Origin of the sequence: Nonomuraea sp. NPDC000554 (assembly GCF_040300065.1) — a bacterium.
Taxonomy (GTDB): domain Bacteria; phylum Actinomycetota; class Actinomycetes; order Streptosporangiales; family Streptosporangiaceae; genus Nonomuraea.
The window spans coordinates 783,372-804,449 of record NZ_JBEPDC010000001.1 but is presented as its reverse complement, the minus strand read 5'-3'; the positions used below and the strand labels follow the sequence as shown (position 1 = coordinate 804,449).

General features: G+C 66.8%; 14 protein-coding genes. 11 read left to right on the top strand and 3 right to left on the bottom strand.

Annotation, left to right across the window (positions count from 1 at the left end; all coding sequences use genetic code 11):
- The 7 genes from ABT294_RS03955 to ABT294_RS03925 form a co-directional block, all read left to right on the top strand.
- The coding region (locus ABT294_RS03955) for an ABC transporter substrate-binding protein (protein ID WP_350803324.1) at positions 1-1,152 on the top strand (1,152 nt) is incomplete at its 5' end.
- A 122-nt stretch (positions 1,153-1,274) separates the two neighbouring features.
- Positions 1,275-2,117 (top strand): carbohydrate ABC transporter permease, encoded by an 843-nt coding sequence (locus ABT294_RS03950; RefSeq protein ID WP_350803323.1) that lies wholly within the window; start codon positions 1,275-1,277, stop codon positions 2,115-2,117.
- Positions 2,114-2,935 carry a carbohydrate ABC transporter permease gene (locus ABT294_RS03945; RefSeq protein ID WP_350803322.1) on the top strand — a complete coding sequence of 274 codons (822 nt, stop codon included), beginning with the start codon at positions 2,114-2,116 and terminating at the stop codon, positions 2,933-2,935. The genes ABT294_RS03950 and ABT294_RS03945 overlap by 4 nt, the downstream gene beginning before the upstream one ends.
- Positions 2,932-4,860, top strand: a complete 1,929-nt coding sequence (locus ABT294_RS03940) for a DUF8034 domain-containing protein (protein ID WP_350803320.1) — start codon at positions 2,932-2,934, stop codon at positions 4,858-4,860. Before ABT294_RS03945 ends, ABT294_RS03940 begins: the two co-directional genes overlap by 4 nt.
- On the top strand, positions 4,857-5,654 hold the full coding sequence (locus ABT294_RS03935) for an RraA family protein (RefSeq protein WP_350803319.1): 798 nt from the start codon (positions 4,857-4,859) through the stop codon (positions 5,652-5,654). The genes ABT294_RS03940 and ABT294_RS03935 overlap by 4 nt, the downstream gene beginning before the upstream one ends.
- The gene (locus tag ABT294_RS03930; RefSeq protein ID WP_350803318.1) at positions 5,624-5,821 is read left to right on the top strand and encodes a hypothetical protein; all 198 of its coding nucleotides are present in this window, start codon (positions 5,624-5,626) and stop codon (positions 5,819-5,821) included. Before ABT294_RS03935 ends, ABT294_RS03930 begins: the two co-directional genes overlap by 31 nt.
- A complete protein-coding gene (locus tag ABT294_RS03925) occupies positions 5,818-6,687 on the top strand; it encodes an amidohydrolase family protein (protein ID WP_350803316.1) in 870 nt (289 codons plus the stop codon). The genes ABT294_RS03930 and ABT294_RS03925 overlap by 4 nt, the downstream gene beginning before the upstream one ends.
- A gap of 61 nt (positions 6,688-6,748) precedes the next feature.
- Here the strand turns inward: ABT294_RS03925 and ABT294_RS03920 are convergent, their stop codons facing one another.
- On the bottom strand, positions 6,749-10,252 hold the full coding sequence (locus ABT294_RS03920) for a glycoside hydrolase family 2 protein (protein ID WP_350803315.1): 3,504 nt from the start codon (positions 10,250-10,252) through the stop codon (positions 6,749-6,751).
- Between the two features lie 287 nt (positions 10,253-10,539).
- Positions 10,540-14,895: an endo-alpha-N-acetylgalactosaminidase family protein gene (locus ABT294_RS03915; protein ID WP_350803314.1), complete on the bottom strand. Its 4,356-nt coding sequence runs from the start codon at positions 14,893-14,895 to the stop codon at positions 10,540-10,542.
- 447 nt (positions 14,896-15,342) lie between these two features.
- On the opposite strand from ABT294_RS03915, the gene ABT294_RS03910 reads away from it, so the two are divergent.
- The 3 genes from ABT294_RS03910 to ABT294_RS03900 all read left to right on the top strand — a co-directional run bounded on the left by ABT294_RS03910 (position 15,343) and on the right by ABT294_RS03900 (position 18,415).
- Positions 15,343-16,653: an ABC transporter substrate-binding protein gene (locus ABT294_RS03910; RefSeq protein WP_350803313.1), complete on the top strand. Its 1,311-nt coding sequence runs from the start codon at positions 15,343-15,345 to the stop codon at positions 16,651-16,653.
- A gap of 128 nt (positions 16,654-16,781) precedes the next feature.
- Positions 16,782-17,594, top strand: a complete 813-nt coding sequence (locus ABT294_RS03905) for a carbohydrate ABC transporter permease (RefSeq protein WP_350803312.1) — start codon at positions 16,782-16,784, stop codon at positions 17,592-17,594.
- Positions 17,591-18,415 (top strand): carbohydrate ABC transporter permease, encoded by an 825-nt coding sequence (locus ABT294_RS03900; protein WP_350803311.1) that lies wholly within the window; start codon positions 17,591-17,593, stop codon positions 18,413-18,415. Before ABT294_RS03905 ends, ABT294_RS03900 begins: the two co-directional genes overlap by 4 nt.
- A 3-nt stretch (positions 18,416-18,418) precedes the next feature.
- On the opposite strand, the gene ABT294_RS03895 is transcribed toward ABT294_RS03900, so the two are convergent.
- A complete protein-coding gene (locus tag ABT294_RS03895) occupies positions 18,419-19,288 on the bottom strand; it encodes a helix-turn-helix transcriptional regulator (protein ID WP_350803309.1) in 870 nt (289 codons plus the stop codon).
- Between the two features lie 61 nt (positions 19,289-19,349).
- Here ABT294_RS03895 and ABT294_RS03890 point away from each other — a divergent pair, with 61 nt between their 5' ends.
- Entirely contained in the window at positions 19,350-21,059 is a 1,710-nt protein-coding gene (locus ABT294_RS03890; protein ID WP_350803308.1) for a glycoside hydrolase family 35 protein, read from the top strand.
- Positions 21,060-21,078 lie beyond the last annotated feature (19 nt).

The window sequence follows — 21,078 nt, the reverse complement described above, 5'->3', positions numbered from 1 at the left end:
CAGTCCGAGATCCGGATGCTCGCCAACATCACGCCCAACCTCACCAAAGCGTTCTGGCAGGGCCTGGTCAAGCCGTTCGAGAACGCCCACCCCGGGGTGAAAGTGAAAATCGAGGGCGGGGCCACTCCGGTCAAGCAGGCCCTGCCCCAGCTGCTGGCTGCGGGGAACGCTCCAGACGTGGTCGAGACCCTGTCCGCGGACAAGACGCTGGCCCCGCAGATGCTCGACCTCACCGACCAGCCATGGGTCAAGGACACCCCGCTGGCCGAGCAGGCCAAGGTGGACGGCAGGTCGTACTCGGTGGGTGTCGGCGTGCAGGCGCAATCGCTGGTCTTCTACAACAAGGAGGCCTTCACCAAGGCGGGTATCACGAAGACTCCGACCTCGATCGACGAGTTCGAGGCAGCGATGGCGAAACTGAAGGACGCCGGGTACCTGCCGTTGCAGACTGCGGGAGCGTGGGTGACGGGTGCGCAGGTGGCGCAGTTCTCCGATCCGTCGGTGTTCGGCGCGAGCCCGAACTGGTATCAGGACGTCCTGGACAACAAGACCTCGCCCGGCAAGACCTACACCCCGATCCTCGAGCGGTATGCGCAGTGGATCGCGAAGGGCTACATCGACAAGAACGCACTCGGCCTGGACGACAAGACCGCTCCCGCCAACTTCTTCGCGGGCAAGTCGGCGATGTACGTCATGGGCAGCTGGTTCGTCGCCACGGCCGACGCCGCCAAACCGCCGTTCCCCGTGGGTGTCTTCAGCGCGCCGACCACGAACGGACAGGCCTATCCTGGCCCGGTCGGCGTCAGCGTCGCGGCGCCGTACATGGTCCTCAAGGACACCAAGGTGCGCGACCTCTCGGTTGAGCTGGTGAAATACCTGGTCACCGACAAGCAGGCCATCCAGAAGCAGTTGCGACAGGACGGGAACTTCCGCCAGGGCTATCCCGAGGGCCTCAGTGCTCTGGGCGCCGATGTACAGGCGGTGCTCGACGCGGCTCCGAGCCAGGTGCCGCACGTGGAAGGTCTGGGCTCCGTCCGCACGCCTGCCGGGTTCGGCACCGAGTGGAACAAGCAGGTGCAGGGCCTGTACACCGGTAAGTCGGTCGCGGACGTGGCGGCTGGTATCGACAGCTGGATGGCTGCGCAGAAATGACTGGTCGTATCGCGCCGGTGCGGACAGGGCCCGCGACGACAGCGCGCCCGGTCCGCCAGCCCCACGGCCACCGGCTGGGGCACCGCCGCGCCTCGCTGCGGGCGAGGTTGACGACGGCGAGCATGGTGCTACCTGCTCTGGTCCTCTTCGTCGTCATGCTGGTGATCCCGGTCGGACTCTCGGTGTACCTGAGCCTGACCGACTGGGACGGCTACAGCCCCGATCCGCAGTTCATCGGAGTGCGCAACTACGTCCGGATGTTCAGCACCGGTGAGGTCATCTCGGCAGGCGCGGTGACTCTGACCATCGCGGCGGCGGGCACTGTTCTGCTCAACGTCCTGGGACTCGGGTTCGCCCTGCTGGTGCACCGCACGTCGCGAGCGAACACGTTCTTTCGCGCGGTGTTGTTCTACCCGCACATCCTCAGCGCGCTCGTCGTCGGATTCCTGTGGAGCGCGCTGCTGGGCACCACCGGGGTGGTCAACACCCTGGTGACCGAGGCGGGCGGATCGGTGCTGCCGTTCCTGTCCGATCCGGTGTGGGCTCGGGTCACGCTCATCGGAGTCATCGTGTGGGCGGGGTTCGGAGTGAACCTCGTGCTCTACATCGCCGGTTTGCAGACGATCAACAAGGATCTCCTCGAGGCTGCGACGATCGACGGCGCGTCCCGTTTCCAGACGTTCCGCAACGTGACGCTGCCGAGCCTGGCGCCGGTGGTGACGGTGAACCTGGTGCTGTCGCTGGTCACCCTGCTCAAGACCTATGACCTGGTGGTGTCGCTGACCGGCGGTGGACCCGCTGGCTCCACTCAGACCGCGGCGTACCTGATCCTCAGCGAGTCCTTCGCGAACAGCTCGCTCGGGTTCGGCTCCGCGCAGTCGGTGGTCCTCATGGTGGTGACGGGCGTTCTGGCGGTCGTGGTGTCGAGGTTGCGCTCGCGCGCGGACAAGGCGGTGGCGGCATGAGAGCGGTCAGGATCGCGTTCATCAGTGTGGTGTCGGCGCTGATGCTGGTGCCGATGTACCTGATGGTGGCCAACGCCTTCAAGTCCCAGCAGGACATTCTCGCGCACCCGTTCTCCCTGTCCCCGGACATCCTCACGTTCGAGTACCTGCTGCGGGCGCTGGACAACCCGGACTTCGACGTCGTCCGCGGATACGCGGTGACGATCCTGTTCGTGGTGCTGGTGAACGTGCTGTCGGTGCTGGTGGCCGGCCCGGTGTCGTACGTGATCGCGCGCCGGAGCCGGCGCCCGTACCGGTTGCTGCTGCTGATGTTCGTGGCGGGGACCTTCATCCCGAGCCAGGTGGTGCTGATTCCGGTCGTCTACACCCTGAAGTTCCTCGGGCTCATGAATTCCATCCCGGGGTTCGTGCTGTTCGAGACGACGCTCACGCTGCCGTTCTCGGTATTCCTCTACACCGGCTACCTCACCACCATCCCCCGCGGCCTCGACGAGGCGGCGATGATCGACGGAGCGGGCACGCACCGCGTCTTCTGGTCGGTGATCTTCCCGCTGATGCGGCCCGCCGTGGCCACCATGGTCATCCTCAACACGTTCTCGGTGTGGAATGACTTCGCCAATCCGCAGATCATCCTCGGGCCGGGCAGCGGTCTGTACACGATCACGACGGGCATCTACGCCGCGGTCGGCCAGTACACCACCGACTACACGGTCGTCTTCCCCACCTTGCTGCTCGCCGCCGCGCCGCCGCTGGCCGTCTTCGTCCTCCTCCAGCGCTACATCATCGGTGGCCTGTCGACGGGGGCGGTGAAGGGATGATCACCATAGTCGCCACCGAATCCGTCGGTGCGCCTCCGGTGTGGGCGGTGCTGCAGCGAAGGCTCTTCGACGTCATGGACGAGGCCTGGCGCGTGTACCAGGCGCGGTATTGCGAACCGGACGGCAGCCTGCGCTACCACGGGTCGATGGACAGCCGCGACGGCGCCGACGACTTCTACGAGGCGTTCACCGGATGGGGGGTGCTCTACCAGCTCGGCGGCTCGTCTGACCTCCTCACCGCGGCAAAGCGCCATTGGGAAGCCGTCACCGCTCAACTCGACCGGCTCGGGTTCATCACCGACGAGTTCGAACGCGGCTACGACTGGTTCCACATCGGCGAACAGCTCCCGCTGTTCTACTCGCTGTGCGCCGCCGACCCTGCGGACAGCTCCTTCATGGAGCGAGCTACGCGGTTCGCCGAGATGTACCTACCGGATTCGCCCACCAGAAACTACGACCCCGCGAAGCGGATCATCCGGGCACCGCACAACGGCGGCGGCGGTCCGCGCTACGGCATCAACGAGTCCTGGCACACCTACGGCGCCGACCTCACCAACATGCAGCCGTACGGCCTGCCGCTCGAGGACGTGCCCGGCGTCGAGGCCTGGGATGACCTGGCCGACGCCGCCAACGCCCGTGCAATGGGTGCGGCCATGACCCAGCGGCTCGGCCGCGGCGACGTGGCCGTCAACCTCGCCGCCACAAGCCTGGCGACCAACGCGTGGCTGTACCACCACGATGACCGGTTCCGCCGGTGGATGTTGGAGTACCTCGACGCGTGGGCGGAGCGGTCAGCCGCTAACGGCGGGCTGGTGCCGGACAACGTCGGACCCTCCGGCCAGGTCGGCGAGTTGCACGGCGGGCGATGGTTCGGGGGCCACTACGGCTGGACCTGGCCGCACGGCCTGCACAGTGTGGGCATGGCGGTCTGCGTGGCGGCTCTCAACGGGGTGCTCGTCGACCGCGATCCCGGCAGGCTCGACCTCGCTCGGAACGTGCTCGACCAGGTGTACGCCCAGGGGATCGAAGGCACGGTCGACGGCACCGAGATGACCATGCGGAGCCGGTGGGCCGCGGAACTCGGCGACGAGACCGGCGCGCCGACCTTCCTCGTGCCCATCCGGCACGGGCTGCGAGGCTGGTTCGACCACCAGCCCCCGCAGTTGACGATGCCGGTCTGGGTGTGGCGGGCGGGGATGGCCCGGCCCGACTGGGACCGCCTCGTCGAACTTCGGCGCCGCAGCGGCTACGACTGGCGCACTGTGCATGACTTCCGCAACAAGGAGGACGCCGGTCACGAGGCACCCTGGCTGGCCTTCCTGTCCGGGGACAACCCGGACTACCCCGAGCGCATCCTCGGGGTGGCGCTGTCCCAGGTGCAGCGCAGGCTCGACCTGATCGCCGAGGACGCCGATGAAGTGGCGGACGGGAACATCCACCACTGGCAGCGGCACAACCCGGTCACCACCGAAGCTCTGTTGCAGCTCACCACCGGAACCCCGCAGGTCCTCTACAACGGCGGACTGCTGCCGACCCGGGTGTCGTACAGCGATCCGGACACCGGCAGGCCGGGTCTTCCCGCCGACGTCGCCGCGCTGGTCGACGTCGTCGAGGCGGAACGCACAGCGCTGGACTTGGTGAACCTCGCACCGACCTGCACCCGCCGAGTCATCCTCCACGCAGGCGGATTCGGCAGCGACCGGATCGACGAGCTCCGCTATTCAGGTGCGCTCACGTCATACCCGGGCGCGGCGACCGCCTATACCGCGCCACCCGTCAACGCCACGGCCACGACAGTCCCCGTTGGCGCGAACACGTTCGAGGTCGTGCTGCCACCCGGCAGTCGCGTGCGCCTGGACCTGCGCGTCACCCCGCGCGCCTACCCAGCGCGGCATGTCCCATTCACCACCGAAAGGACCCCATGACCGCCACGAATCACGAGGCGACGACTCCCAACCGGGTGTGGGACATCCCGGTCCGCGGAGACTCGCCCCCGCCCGCCGATCCGGAACTGGTGCGCCGTTTGCATGGAGTGAGCGCCGCCACCGCGTGCGCCCGGATGAACTCGCAAGGGGTCAAGCGCACATGGATCGACGGCCCGAGCCCGCTCAAGAAGGGCCAGAAGGCCGTAGGACGTGCGTTGACACTGCAGTTCATGCCGCAGCGCGAGGACATCGCCGACGGCGTGACACAGGAGTACATCGAACGCACCACTGCCCTGTGGGCCGTACTCGACGAGGTCGAACCGGGCGACGTGCTGGTCGTCGAAGCCAAGGGCAGCCACACCACCGGCTGCTTCGGCGACATGCTGGTGCGCTACTTCAAAGGCCGCGGCGGTGCGGCGATCGTCGTGGACGGCCGGATCCGTGATGTGCCGCGGGTCTCGGAGCTCGACGTGCCGATCTGGTGCACCGGCGCGACACCGCACTACGCCTCGCAGACCGAACTGTTCCCGTGGGCCTACAACGTCCCGGTCGCAGTGGGCGGGGTGCTCGCACTGCCGGGCGACTACGTGGTCGCCGACGACGACGGCGCCGTGATCGTGCCCCGCGCCCGCGCCGAGCGCCTGCTCGCCGACGCCGCAGCCCACGAGGATTGGGAGGTGTTCAGCCGCATGCGCATCGACCAGGGGGCGCCACTTCGGGACTACTACCCGCTCAACGAGGACACCCGCCGAGAGTACGAGCAATGGCGGGCGAACGGCTCGGCCCCGGCATGATTGTGGTTCCCCGCCGCCCCGATGTCGCGGTGCTGGGAGCCGTGCTCGGCGTGAGCTCGGCCGAGGAGGTGCGGCAGAACCTCATGCTGCCGCCTCCCCCCGCCGACCTGTGGGCTGACGTGGTCAACCGTGGTCTGCTGCCCGCGCACGTGGCGGTACCGGGGTGAGCGCGCGCCTGGACGCACACCACCACCTGTGGGACCTCGCCCGCCCACGCCCGTTCCTGGACGGGGACGGCATGACCGCCATCCGCCGCGACTACGGCCTACCGGAGTTGCGGGACGTGATAGTCCGGTGCGGCGTCGACGCGACAATCCTCGTGCAAACGCTGGCCGACGAGGCGGAGACCGTCGAGTTTCTGTCCCTCGCCGAGGAAAGCGCGGGGCTTATAGCGGGCGTCGTCGGCTGGGTCGACCTCACCGACGCCGATGTGCATGGCAGGCTCGCAGCGCTGCGGCGGACGCGCGGCGGGGCGCTCCTGCGTGGGGTACGGCACGCGGCGCAGGCCGAGCCGGACCCGTGCTGGTTGGACCGCGCCGACGTCCGGCGCGGGATCGCCGCGGTGGGGCAAGCCGGGCTGACCTACGACCTGTTGGTCAAACAGCCGCAATGGGCTGCGGCGCTGCGCCTGGCCCGTGCCTTCCCCGACGTCCCGATGGTCATCGACCACGCGGGCAACCCGCCGGTGGACGATGACCTCGGACTGTGGTCGCGGTGGCTGGCGAACATGGCCTCACTACCCAACGTGTGCGTCAAGCTCTCCGGTCTGCTCACGCTCGGTGCGCGGTCTGCCGAAGCGGTCTGGCCGGTGGCGGACAGGGTTCTCTCCACGTTCGGCCCGCACCGGGTGATGGCGGGTTCCGACTGGCCTGTCTGCGAGCTGAGCACGCCCGCCGAGGTCGTGTGGTGGACCCACGAGTCGTTCACGCGCGGGCTGACCGACGGCGAGCGTGCGGCCGTCTTCGCGGGCACCGCGCAGACCTTCTACCTGACCGGCGCTGACAGAACGAGCACAGGTAGGACGCGCAGTTGATCTAGAACGCCGGGTGGCCCGGCGGCAGGTCAGCCGCCGGGTTCCCGGCTGATATCCGTGGTCAGCCTGGCGAGCCGTACAGGATCACCTCGGCGATGCCGGCGATCGCCTGCCCTCCTCCTCCGCTGACGCCGGTAATGGTGATGCGAACGTAACGCGCACCGGCGCCAGTGAAGGTCTCCGGCAACGTGTACTGGCCGCTGCGGGTCAGCCCGGAGATGGCGGTCGTCCAGGACTTCCCGTCCGCGGAGATTTCTAGGTCGTAGGTGTACCAACTGCTGTCCTTGCCCCAGTAGATGCGAGCGCCGGCGAGATTGTGTGCAGTCGACAGCTGGGCTGTCAGCGTCTGCGGGAGTGCCGCAGATGCGGCGACCCATCCTGTGCCGAAGGTGATGTCACCGTCGAACGCCTTGGCAGGTTCGAAGCCGGTCGCATAACTGGACGCCGTCACCGCGCTGATCTGGTCGCGGGGGATCGTCGGTCCGGGGTCGTTCGGCGGGCCCCCGCCCGTGCCGCCCGGTGGGACGGCCCGGAACTCGCGGATGCTCGGCCACCAGCCGTCGGCTGACAGGATCTTCACTCGTACGTACCGTGCTTTGGCCGTCACCTCATGCGTGGCCGTGCCTCCTATGGTGGTGTTCGACTCCTCGTTGACCACGGTCGTCCAGTTGGTAGCGTCGGTCGACGTGAGGATGTCGTAGCGGTAGGCCGCCTGGTCGGTTTCCCAGATGATCTGGAACTGCGCGATGTCCGATGGCTGACCGAGGTCGACCTGCCACCATGCCGGGATGTTCCCGGCCGCGACCCACTTGGTGCCGGAGTCGCCGTCGACAGCGTTGCCAGGGTTGTTGTCGTGCTGGTCGTCTATCTGTGAGCTGGATGCGGTGGCCGGCTGGTTCAACGCGATGTTCTGTGCGCCCTGGCGCTCCAGCGTCGAAATATCCTTCCACGTCGGATGCCGGCCGTCGGCCACGTAGCTCATCGAATAAGGCTTCGTCGTCACCGTGCAGCTACCGGATTGCAGCCCGTCCGCGGTGGCGGTGACAGTGACATCCCCCGCGCGCGTGTTGACCGCGACCAGGGCGTAGCCGATGCCGGCCTGGACCTTCTGGGTCTGTACCGCGATGCGAGGGATGTCGTGGCCGACGAGGCTGCCCTGCCCGCTCACGGTGAGGCTTACCTTCTCGGCCGAGTTCGGGACGATGGTGCCGTGCTCGTCGACGATCTTGATGAAGACCGGAATCAAGTCCGAGGCGTCGGCCACTGGCTCGATGCGCTCCAGCGCATGGGCATAACGCTGAAGCATGTCGATCGCCGCAGCAGGTAGTGGACTGCCACGCTTCCTGCCCACCTTGCGGATCAACGACTTGACCGTGTCGGGTCGTACTTGGTCGACCAACGTCGCGGCGGCCCGTACGCCGGCCGGCGAGGCGTCTCCTGAGTAATACGCCAGCAGGTCTCCCAGTGCTTGCCGGACCCCAGCGTCATCAACATCGATGTCGATGTGATGCGGCTTGCCAGGGGTCTTCACGACATGTGTGGCGGCCAGCTTGCCGTTGATGTACCCCTCGGCCGTCAATTCCCCCGCGACGAACGAAGTAAGTGTAAAGGTATAATACGGATTTCCGTGCTTAGCGGCGATCTCGGGCGCCGTGGCGGCGTTCTCGACCTGGCTCTTCTCGCCGACCAACGCGCCATTCTGATACAGCTTCACACGATCGGTGTTGCTGAATACCATGATGTTCAGGTCGGACGATGCGGTGTAGTTGCTGGCGATGAATACCATCGGGCCACCGTGCTCGGGGTTCGTCGGCGGTTGCATCCCCTTGAGCCAGTGATAGCAGTACTTTGGGTAACGGTCGATGTCGACCGCGCCAGACCTTTGATATGGGTCATTCGCGCCGTAGTCCTCGAAGGCCCATAAGAAGTAGCCACCGATTCTGGGGTTGGCGTCCAGCCCGCCCCAGTCCCAATACCCAGTGCCGTTGAGGTACCTTTGCCGGGTCACGACTTGCTGGACGAGCGCGCCCTCGCCGTCGTCACGATCCACCCGGCACGGCCCCTCCCAGTCGCCCCATTCCCGAGTGAGAAACGGTTTGGTCGCATCGGGATCCGAGCCGTCCGGGTTGACGACCTTGTAATTGACGTCATAGTACTGCTTCCCCCAGTCGCCGAAGTCTGCTGCGGTGTACATCTGGTCGTTCGGCATCTCCGCATGAGCAATCGTCGTGACACGCTCGGCCCACCAGTCCGGGTAGTGCGTCTCGTTCAGTGCGGCTTCCCAGAGAATCACCGATGGATGGTTTCGGTCCCTGCGGATCATCTGCGCCACATCGGCGTACGTTCGATCGACGAACGTCTGGTCGTCGTTCCAGAACTGCCAACCCGTTTCGCATGCGACAACAAGCAGCCCGAGCTCATCGGCGGCGTCGAGGAAGGTCGGATCATGAGGATAGTGCGCGGCGCGTACCGCATTGAAACCGCCGAGTTTCAGCCTGAACACTTCGCGCCACTGCAGTGACGCCGGGGCCGCATCGCCAACATAGGCGTAGTTCTGGTGGCAGTTCGCGCCGCGCAGGTAGAGGCGTTTGCCGTTGAGGTAGAAGCCGTCATTCTTGTAGGCGATACGACGGATCCCGGTCCGGGTGGTAACCGTATCGATGAGCTGGTCGTCTTGGCGGACCTGGCTGACGAGCCGGTACAGGTGTGGACTGTCGGGATGCCACAGATCGGGCCGGTTCACAGTCAGGGTCTGCTGGAAGTCATGATCGGCGCCGCCTGCGATCGTCGCGGTCTGGGCGGCTGAGGCAACTGCCGATCCGTGTGGATCATAGAGGGTCGAATGTAGTTTTACGGCGGCGCTTGAACTCGTGGCGTTCACCACGTTCGTCTGCACGTGAACCTTCGCCTGTGTGGCATCGGCCTTCGGGTAGCTGATGAACACGCCCCCGCCGGCAACGCGATCGACCTCCAACGGATCGGAGATGTATATGCGGCCGGTCAACTGTAGCGTGACGTTGCGGTAGATGCCGCCGTAGGTGAGGAACCCGAGTTGGTCACGAGGCTTCCCCGGTGGCGTCCGGGGATCGTCCAGATTCGAGACGCGCACCGCCAGGAGATTGTCTCGGTTCCAGTGGAGCTTGTCGGTGACATCGACGGAGAATCCGAGATAGCCGCCGTAGTGCTCGGCCATCTTCTCGCCGTTGAGGTAGACGACGCAGTCCGTTTGGACGCCGTCGAACCGTATCGTCACCCGAGAGCCCGCTGCGGCGGGATCGAGGCGGAAATACCGGCGATACCAACCAATACCGGCGAACACATCGTAGACAATCGGGCGCTTGCGCTCCAGCCGCATCGTGTGTGGGATCGAAACGGCCGCCCACTGGGAATCGTCAAAGGATGGAAGTTGCGCGCCTTGAGCGTCCTCGCGCCAGAACGCCCAATTGGTGTTGAGGTTCAAGGTGCGTCGTCCAGTGGCCTCGCTCACTTCGGCGCGCGACGCGGCATGCGCGAATCCGCTCGGCTGCAACGCCATGCCCGCACCGGCCAGGCCGGCGATGAGCACGGTACGGCGTCTGAGCCCGTGTGGTTGTGGTTGTTCACCGAACATGCGACTCGCCCCAATCAGCGGTAGGGATGATGCGCGCCCAGCCCATCAGATGGCTAATCGCTGGGCGCGAGGAGCATGGTGAATGTGTTGGTTGGTTGGCTCAGGAATCTGGCGTGTGCCGAAGGCGTCGTAGACCATCCGCTGGTGGTGATGGTCATGGTGTTGTCGCCGGTTTTGAGGTCGGCGGCAGGGAGGGGCACGTTGCCCAAGGCGGGATGCGCTGCGCATCCCGCCTTTCGCGGTCAGCCGCAGGTGAACTTGGCATCTCCCCAGGAGCCGTGATCGTTGCCGTCACCGTCTCCGGCGTTGCCGGTCACCAGCTTGACCTCCTTGGCCCCGCTGATGTCCGCATCGATCACCACCGTCGGCGTGGTCGGCCCCATTGCTGTACCGGCGTAAACCTCACGCCCGTCAGCCAGGACTTTGAACACGACGCTGCCCCGGCTCGTCTGGCGGTCATCCAGGCCCACCTCGGCGGTGAAGCGCGTGCACTTCCCACCCAGGTTGTAGGTGATGACGCTGTCAGAGTCCGAGAAGGGCGCGGCACCCAGGCCCTTGGCGTACACCTTGCCGTTGAGCCGGATCGCGTCCCCGTCGTTGGCCAGGTTCTCGCCCAACGCGTGGTCACGCTCCACCGGGCCCCAGCCGCTGGTCGCGCTCGCCCATTCCAGGTCCGAAGCGTAGACCGTGGCGGTGGGCGGGGCGGTGACCAGAGCTCTGGTCGCCAGATCGAAGACGTGGATTCCGGACGCGCTCGGCAGCGTCACCGAGGCCACGGTCTTGCCCTGCTCCAGCGGAAGGCTGTTGTAGAACACCCGGTAGGTGCCGCTCACCGGCCCCGATGGCGAGTTGATCGTGTCCACCGTGGCCACGGTGCGAGCGCCGTACCGCCAGGTCTCGGCCGAGTTCCAGGCGGGGAAGCCGATCAGCGCGCTGGAGGTGGTGCCGTCGGTGTACTTGACGGTGATGGTGCTCTGCGTGTTGACCGTCGCCGCACCCAGGACTCCCAGCACGCCCTTGCCGTTCAGCTTGACGATCTGCCCGGCCGTCTGGATGTTGTCCGCGCCGTCGGAAGCGGCGGACGGCCAGGTGAACGTCATGCCATCGACCTTCACCTCGCCGCCGGGGGTGAGGTTCTGGGCGGCGAGGGCGGAGTCCAGATAGCTGTTGCCGCTGGCGTCGAACCGCCCCTTGCCGGCTGTCGCCGCGTCGGTGGTGCCCACGTTGTTGTACGCCGAGGGCACTGTGTCGAACAGGGCTGCGAACCCCACATTCTCCGCCACAGCCACCTTCGCGTTGTTCCAGGTGAAGGCGGCCGAGATGGTGATGGCGCCGACCGCCGTGCCTTGCGGCGGCGTGACGGTGAAGGTCGCGGTGGCCGAGCCGCCTGCGGGAATCTGCGCGATCGGACCCGGCGTCTGGACCTGCCAGCCTTCGGGAGCCTGCAGCGCCGGGGTGACCTCGGTCATGGCCGTGCCGGACTTGTTGCTGATCGTCACGGTGATCGGCGTAGCCTGGCCGGGCAGGACGCTGTCGCGGTCCAGGGCCAGAGTGGCGACGGGCCCTGCCTCGGAGCCCGCGACGGTGCCGAGGTCATCGATGATCAGGTTGTCCAGCACCGCGCTCGGGTTACCGGCACCGACGAGCTGCCGCACGGTGAGGGCGACGTCCTTGAGTGGGCCGGTGGTGAACACCTGGTCGACTTTTCTGACCGGTGCGGGGCCCTGCGGGGGCAGCGAGTCCGTCCAGCCCTCGGGCTTGGGGCCGTCCGGGGGAGCGCTGTCCATGGGCCGGTCGGTGGTCTGCGCCAGGGTTGTGCTGAGCAGGGTCTTGCCACCGCCGGTCAGCTCGAAGCGGTAGGCGTCCACGCCGTCGGAGGCGTAGTCGAAGCGGACCCGGTAGGCGTGGCCTGGCTCGAAGCGCAGGGTTCCCGGCCAGGTAGTGATCTTCGTGCCGGTGCTGCTCTCGATGAGCTTGAGCGAGAACTTCCCCGACAGGGCGTCACGGGTGTAGCCCTTGTTGAGCTCGGCCAGGTGGATGCCCGACTCGCCGTCCTCGACCTGGATGAAGGGACCCCAGCCCTGGTCCACCGCTTCGAAGTCCTCGGTGAAGAAGTGTCCGCCCCGGTGCGGATCGGCTCCGTCGGTCCGGACGATCCGGACGTCGGTGAATGAGGTGTTGCCGCTGCCCGTGGCGCTCAGCGTGACCGTGGCACTGGACTGAGCGGGGACGGTGAAGACGGTCTTGATCTTCTGGAAGGGTTTGTCCTGAAGCCGGTTGACCGCGTCAGCCAGCTTGGGCGGGGTCGTGTCGATCCAGGTCTCCACGGGGGCTCCGCCGTACTCGCTGACCTTGAGAGAAGCCCGTCGCCCCTGGTCGGTGGAGACGTAGGCCGCGGCTGTGTAGGTGCCGGGCTGCAGACTTAGGCTTCGCTGTACGGCGGAACCGCCGGTGCCGGTGAGGTTGAGCTGGTACCAGCCCCGGTCGTCCTTGCCCACCGCCGCGTCACCGCGGACGGTCCAGCCCTGCGTGGAACCGGCCGTGAACGACGGGTTGACCAGCGTGCCGCCTTCTCCGTACTTGACATCGACCTGAGCAGGCAGCTCGGCCGGCACCAGGAGGTACGGAGTCTTGGCCTTGGCGGTGATGTCCACTGAGCCGTTGTGCACGCGGAGCGTGGTGGGCCGCTTGCGCCCGGTGTCGGTCAGCTCGTAGAGGACGGCCTTGCCGTTCTGCCGCCACGAGGCAGGCAGCTGCCAGGTGGTCCGGCCGCCCTTGGCGTTCCAGTGGTAGGCCTTGGTGCCGTTCGCGGGTGGCCAGGGCAGCAGGTAGGAGTCGCCGTTGAGGACGACCTTGCCGTCCTTGGAGTAGCGGGGCGCGTTGTCGACCAGCTCGGCCGTCACGTTGCCGGTGAACCTGATCTGCTTGCCTGCCCAGTTGGTGATCTGGAAGTGCTGCAGGAACTTGGTGGGCAGGTTGACGTCGTAGACGTAGTCGATCCACCGCTTGACGTCGTGGTCACCGTGCCACTGGCCGATGCCCTTGGACACCATGCCCTTGAGCAGCGGGTTCTCCTTACCCACCCAGGTGTCGGCCTTGTCGTTGTAGATAAAACGCAAGATATCGGAATTGATCCCGATGTAGTCGTAGTCGCCCGACTGGTGGTACCAGGTGACGTAGGGCCAGCCCCAGCTCGGGAACTCGGTGTGGGACTCGAAGCCGTTGTCGGCGTAGTCCTTGAAGTTGCGCCATGCACGCCAGTCCTCGCCGAAGTACACGTCGTTGTAGATGAAGGCGAGGTTCGGTACCTCCTGGCGGAGCTGCTGAACACGTCGGAAGTGGTCACCGGAGACCAGGTCCTTGGTCTGGTTCATGCAGAAGTGCCGGTCGACCCAGACGTAACAGGGGTTCTTGAGGTCGTTGGGGTCCAGCTTGTCCCAGCGGAACGCCTTGGTCTCCATCAGCTCGTCGTTGGCGTTGACATGGACGCCGATCCGCGCGCCGTACTTCTTGCCCACCTCGACCAGCGTGTTGAGGTCCTTCAGGCCGCCCGCGCGGGTGTTGTAGTGGCCGCCGTAGTCGGGGTGGCCCTGGTCGTGGCCCTCACTGGCGTACCCCTTGAGCTGGATCCACTGGCCCAGGCCGTCGGTGTAGAGCGAGGCCATCTTGATCTTGTCGAGCTGGGCGAGGAAGGGATTGCCCACGGTGCTCGCGAAGTTCATGGAGATGTAGCCGATCACGTTGTCCGGCACGCTCTCCGACCCCTTGGGGGAGGGTGTGATCTGGCGGTAGGCAACGGCGCCGTCCTGCCAGTCGACCTTGCCGTCACCATTGCGCTCACCGGTGAGGACAACCTTGATCTCCGGCCGATCGGTCGTCTTGCCGTCTGGGCCCCGGTAGATCCACGTGTTGCTCCACACGCCCGTGCTCTTGCCTGTGGCGGTCTGGGTGGTCTGGCGCAGGAGCGGGCCGTAGGTGACGAACGAGGAGGACCACACCGAGGCGGCCAGCTTGCCCGCGCTCACGATGGCGACGTTCGTCGGCGCCGGCGCACTGTCGACCGCGGCGTCGGCCACCTTGGCGAAGGTGTCCCGCTTAGGCCCCGTGTCGTAGTTCGACTTGTAGATCAGCGCCGAGGACACGGTGGCATCGGCCAGATCCGAGCTGGCCGAAACGATGCTGTGTCCCGGTATGGCAAGCTTCTCAAGCTTGGTGGCGCCCTTCTCCGTCACATCGGTGACGGAGAACGTGAGCGTGTCGGCGGTGACGGCCAGGCGGGCGTTGATCGTCATGTCGAGCTCTTCGACCCGCATGGCGTAGTCCACCCGGTCGGTGCCAGGAGTGGTGGTGACGGCAGGCGTGTACTCGGTGCCGTTGATCTGGACCTTGGTCAGATCGCTGGTCTGGCCGGGCAGCTTGCTGCCATCGGATAACCAGGTGTAGCCGATGACTCGGGGGAAGTCTCCGTCGACATCGACGGCGAGGGATGAGGATCGGATGGTCACGGCCGCGTCAGCGGACGAGGGGAGAGGGATCAGGCCGACGGCGGAGCCTGCCAGCAGACAGGCGGTCAACGCAACGCACGTGCGTCTACTCATAAAGAGCGTCCTTGCAATCTGCGGATTTATCCAGGAATCCTCAGATGTGTCGGAAGTCACCGCCATGGACATTTGGGCGCGGACTGTTGGACGAACGGCCGGATGCGCTACGCCGGTGCGCGGAGATCGCCGAGTGGTGTGCCGACGCGGCGGGCGAACATCCGTGTGACGTACGCGGCGAGATCATTCCTGCGGCTCGAGCCTGTCAAGCGGCCGGCGTCCTCTACACCACACCCCGGATCTGCAGGAACTCCGGGCCGCCGGTAGCCTCGCCACCAGCTCGCCGCCGGCCGACCCGTACCGCTGCCGGCCGTTCCGATCCTCCCCGAGGGCCATGGACGTCCGCCGAGCAAAATGCAACAGCCCCCGAGCGATAGTCCATGGCGTCTCAACCCGTGGCGCGGGACGGTTACGGAACTCTCTGAGGGATGGAAAGGATGATCGATCATGCGCAAGGCATCGGTCGCTCTTGGCCTTACCGGCGTGCTCCTGACCGGGGCGTTGGCCGGCTGTGGCGACAGCGAGAGGCAGGAACCGGCCCAGCAGCCTGCGGCGAAGGGCCCGGTGACCGTCGAGTGGTGGGGATGGGCACCCGGCTATGACAAGGCCGCGGCGGCCTGGAATGCCGGCCACCCGAACATCCAGGTCAAGTTCACGCAGGTGGAGCCTGGAGGCAAGGGCGGCTACCAGAAGATGCTGAGCGCGGTGAAGGCCGGCAACGCCCCCTGCCTGGCCCAGGTCGGCGTGGAGACGCTCGCCAGTTTCCTGGTCGAGGGCGCGCTCGAGGACATCACTCCGTACGCCAAGGGGTCGGCCGCGAAGTTCCAGCCGTGGGCGCTCAACTCCGTGACCTTCGGCGGCCGCCAGGTGGGCATCCCGGTGGACGCCGGACCGATGGGCCTGTTCTACCGCAAGGACGTCTTCGAGAAGCACAAGATCGCCGTACCGACCACCTGGGAGGAGTTCGCGGCGGCCGCTCAGAAGCTGCACGAGGCCGACCCGAAGGCCTTCCTCGCCTCCTTCAACCCCGACGACATGTACGGGTTCAGCGGTCTGGCCTGGCAGGCCGGCGCGTCCTGGTTCTCCACCAGCGGCGACTCCTGGAAGGTGTCGATCACCGACGAGGCGACCACCAAGGTGGCGAACTACTGGCAGGGCCTGCTGGACAAGAAGCTGGTCGACGTGAAGTCGGCCTGGTCCGACGCGTGGTTCAAGGCGTTGAGCGAGGGCGAGGTCGCCACCCTGGTCGGCGCGGTCTGGATGACCAAGGTGCTGGAGGAGTCGGTGCCCAAGTCCAAGGGCAAGTGGGCGGTGGCGCCGATGCCTGACTGGGTGGCCGGCCAGACCGTCACCGGCAACGTCGGCGGCTCTCCCAACGCGGTATTGAAGGGCTGCAAGAACCCGAAGGAAGCGGTCGAGTTCGCGACCTGGATGTCGACCGACCAGGGCGCCTTCGACGATCTTGTCGTCAACGGCGGCCTGTTCCCGACGACCGCTGACGGCGCCTCGCTGCCGTCGATCGCCAAGGGGCGCCCGTTCTATGGCGACCAGGCGGTCTTCCAGGTCTTCGCCAAGGCGGCCACGACTGTCTCTCCCACCTTCGCCTGGGGTCCGACCACCCCCGCGGTCAACGACGCCTTCAACACCGAGGTCGGCAAGGTCGTCACCAAGGGTGGCACCCTGCTGGACGCCCTGAAGGCGGTCCAGGCCAAGGCCGTGGCCTCCATCAAGGACAAGGGCCTCAGCGTCACCGAATAGAGGAAGGCAGCCTGATGGCAGTCACCCCCCTAGCCCAGAACGCGCGAACCAGCGGGGTACGGCCCAGCATCCGGTCCCGGTGGAACTCGCCGGGCCGGGCAGCGGCGCCCCTGCTCATCCCGTTCTGTGTGCTCTTCATCGTTTTCTTTCTCGCCCCGGTCGGCTATGCGATCAACGAGAGCCTGCACGCGGTCAAACGGTCCGGGCTCGGGTTCGGCTCACCCGAACGGATCTTCTCCGGCCTCGGCAACTACACCAAGGTCTTCCAGGACGGAACGTTCCTGACAGGGGTCGGCAGACTCCTGCTGTTCGGCCTGGTCCAGGTCCCGATCATGCTCGGGCTCGCGCTCGTCCTGGCACTCCTCCTGGACGGGAAAGCGGCCCGGTTCCAGCGGTTCTTCCGGGTGATCTACTTCCTGCCGTACGCGGTGCCCGGCGTGATCGCCGCGATCGTCTGGGCGTTCCTCTACAACCCCGAGGTCATCGGCGTCGACCTGCTCGGCGACGGAACCGTGCTCTGGTCCATGGGGAACATCGTCACCTGGACGTGGACCGGCTTCAACATGCTCGTCATCTACTCGGCGCTCAAGGCGATCCCCAGTGAGCTGTACGAGGCGGCCGCGCTCGACGGCGCGTCCCCTTGGAGGGTCGCCTGGTCCATCAAGATCCCGATGGTCCGGCCGTCGCTCATGCTCACGGGCGTGTTCTCCATCATCGGGACGCTTCAACTCTTCAACGAACCGATGATCCTCAGCGATGTCACCCCGGCGGTGTCCAAGGACTTCACCCCGCTGATGTGGTCGCTGCAAGTCGCGCTCGACCACAACGACTACGGGCTCGGCTCGGCGATCTCGATCGTGCTCGCGCTGGTCGCCGGCGGCCTGTCCCTGCTGTTCCTACGCCTTTCCGCGTGGCTCACCGCCCGAGGAGCACGCCCGTGACCCGTGCCAGGATTCTTGTCACCTCGTTCCTGTTCGTGGTGGCCGCCTACATGTTGCTGCCGATCTGGTGGCTGGTGGTGTCGGCGAGCAAGTCCAGCGCCGACCTGTTCAGCACCAACCCGATCTGGTTCAGCGGGCTGAACCTGGGCGACAACCTCAGCCGGGTGATGTCCCAGGACGACGGGCTGTTCCCGCGATGGATGCTCAACACCCTGCTGTACGCGGGCGGCGGGGCGGTCGGGGCGATGCTGCTGGCCGCCATGGCCGGGTACGCACTGGCCAAGTTCCCGTTCCGGGGCCGGAACGTGCTGTTCGGGGTGATCATGGTTGCGGTGCTGCTGCCGCTCCCCCTGCTGGCGATCCCGATCTACCTGCTGGAGAGCAAGATCGGCCTGATCAACACGACTTGGGGAATGCTGCTGCCGAGCATGGTCAGCCCGTTCGGTGTCTACCTGGCGCGCGCGTACGCCCAGGTCGCCGTGCCGGACGAATTGCTGGACGCCGGCCGGGTGGACGGGGCGGGCGAGCTCCGGCTGTTCTTCACCGTCGGGCTGCGACTGATGGCGCCCGCGATGGTCACCCTGTTCCTGTTCCAGTTCGTCGCGATCTGGAACAACTTCTTCCTGCCGATGATGCTGCTGAACGACCAGGAGCTGTGGCCCATCACGCTGGGGCTGGTGAGGTGGCACGGCATCAGGACCGGGTTCCTGCGCGACGCGGTCGTCACTGGAGCATTGTTGTCCCTTATCCCGGTCGTGCTGGCGTTCCTGTCGTTGCAGCGGTTCTGGAAGGCCGACCTGGCGGCCGGCAGCATCAAGTAACCGTCAGGGAGTCCGTGACTGATGTTCCCGGAACGTGCTCGGTGACGTGCCGACCCGGCGTGTGAACAGCCGGGTGAAGTAGGCCGGATCGTCGTAGCCGACGCGCCGGGCCACCGCGGCCACCGGCAGGTCGGTCGTAGCCAGCAGTTCCTTGGCGAGGTTCAGCCGGATCGTCAGCAGATAATCCTTGGGGCTGCAACCCGCCCTGCGCCGGACCGACTCGCGCAGCTCGGAAAGGCTCATCCCAAGCCTCTTCGCGTGCTCGAGCACGGTCCACGGCTCGCACGCGTCGCGAGACAGCGCCTCAAGGACCGAGCCGCTGTCCCGGCTCGCCACTTGGCTGCGCTGCAGCACGACCAGCAGTTCGTGCACGCCGGCCGCGGCCGCCACCTCCGCGTGCGGCCCCGGCTGACTGAGCGCCGCGATCATCTTGCGGATGACCACCCGGGCCGGCTCGGCCGAGGTGAGCGGGACAACCGGCTCGTCCGGGTTGAGGAAGCCCAGCTCGGCGTAGGCGGCCACGGACGGGCCCGTGAAGTCGGCGAAGCACTCCGACCAGCCCGGCTCGTAGGGTCCGTAATGGTGTTCCACGCCGGGTGACAGCCAGAGCAGGCACGGGGCGACGACGTCCACCGGGGGGCGTCCCCCGGAGGAGAACCAGCCCGCACCGGACAGCACGATCACTGCGACATAGTGGTTGAGCGTGCGGGGGCCGACGGTGGGGAGCCGTCCGTTCTGCATCCCCACCGCCAGGCAGGCGAGGCCGAGCCGACGGTGGATGGAGGTGGGGGTGAGGTAGCGCCACCAGTGGTCCCAGTGCTCCTGACCCTGCACCCAGTCGATAGGTCCAACAGGATGCCGTGAAGAATCCATGGCTCCCCTTCCGCAAATAGCAGCAGGCTAGCTGTACGTCATTTTGGGAGGAAACCCACCTATGAAGATCCTGTCGCTCGATGAGGGCGGATTCCGCCTCGGCGGCGCCCCCTTCCGCCTACTGTCCGGGGCGATGCACTACTTCCGGGTGCAACCCGCGCAGTGGCCGCAGCGGCTGGCGATGATCCGGGCGATGGGCCTGAACACGGTGGAGACCTATGTGCCGTGGAATCTGCACGAGCCGAGCCCGGGCCGGTACGAGCGGCTCGACGAGCTCACCGCGTTCCTCCAGGAGGCGGCCCGGCAGGACCTGCATGCGATCGTCCGGCCAGGCCCGTACATCTGCGCGGAATGGGACAACGGGGGCCTGCCGTGGTGGCTGACCGGTCGGCTACGCACCAGCGACCCGGAGTTCCTGGAGCACGTCGACAGCTGGTTCGAGGTGCTGATTCCCCGCATCGCCGAGCAGCAGACCACTCAGGGCGGCAATGTGCTGATGGTCCAGGTGGAGAACGAGTACGGATCGTACGGGACGGACCAGGCCTACCTCGTGCATCTGACCGACCTGCTGCACGAATCGGGTATCGACGTGCCGCTGTTCACCGCCGACGGGCCCGAGGACCACATGCTGACCGGTGGCACGCTGCCCGGACTGCTGGCCACCGGCACGTTCGGCAACGATCCGGAGACCGCCCTGGCGACACTGCGCAAGCACCGCCCGGCCGACCCACAGGCCTGCATGGAGCTGTGGATCGGCTGGTTCGACCATTGGGGTGGGCCGCACACCCCCCGGGACCCTGCCGACGCCGCTGACACGCTGGAGCGGCTGCTCGAAACGGGCGCGTCGGTCAACCTCTACATGGCACACGGCGGCACCAGCTTCGGCCTGTGGGCGGGCGCCAACCGGGACCCTCAGACGGGCCGCTACCAGCCGACCGTCACCTCCTACGACTACGACGCGCCGATCACCGAGGACGGGCGCGCCACGGAGAAGTACTGGCGGTTCAGGGAGGTGCTCACCCGCTACCAGGACGCACCCGAGCCGCCACCCCCGCCAACCTTCCTCGCACCCGCCGTCATCCCGGTATCCGGCAGCGTCCCACTGCGCGACGCGATCGACGTGCTGGCCGGGCCTGAGGTGACCGCCCCGATGCCGCCGACGTTCGAGCAGCTGGGGATCGGCCAGGGCCTGGCGCACTACCGGGTCGAGATCCCGGGCCCGCGCGGCCCCTACCCGCTGGTCGTGGCGGGGCTACGGGACCGGGCACTGCTGTATGTGGACGGCACTCCGGCGGGCACGTTGGAGGACGGGCACGATCCGATCCAGGTGGCCGGGCCCGCCACGGTCGAGCTGATCGTCTCCTCGCTGGGACGGGTCAACTACGGGCCGACGTTGGGGGAGAGCAAGGGCATAGTCAACGGGATCCGTCACGAGCGGCAGTACCTGCACCAGGTGACCGCCCGGCCGGTGCCGCTGGACGACCCGAGTGCTCTGGAGTTCGGCCCCGCGCTGGCCGAGGGGCCAGGGTTCCACCGGGCCGTGCTGACGGTGGCGGAGCCCGCCGAAGCGTTCCTTGCCCTGCCGGGCTGGGGCCACGGGATCGTCTGGGTGAACGGGTTCTGCCTCGGCCGCTACTGGTCCATCGGGCCTCAGCGCACGCTCTACCTGCCCAGCCCGGTCCTCAGAACCGGTGACAACGAAGTGATCGTGCTGGAGCTGGAATCGCCGGGAACCACACTTGAGCTGCGCGACACGCCCGACCTCGGCTAGCGACGGGTGAGGCAGTGGC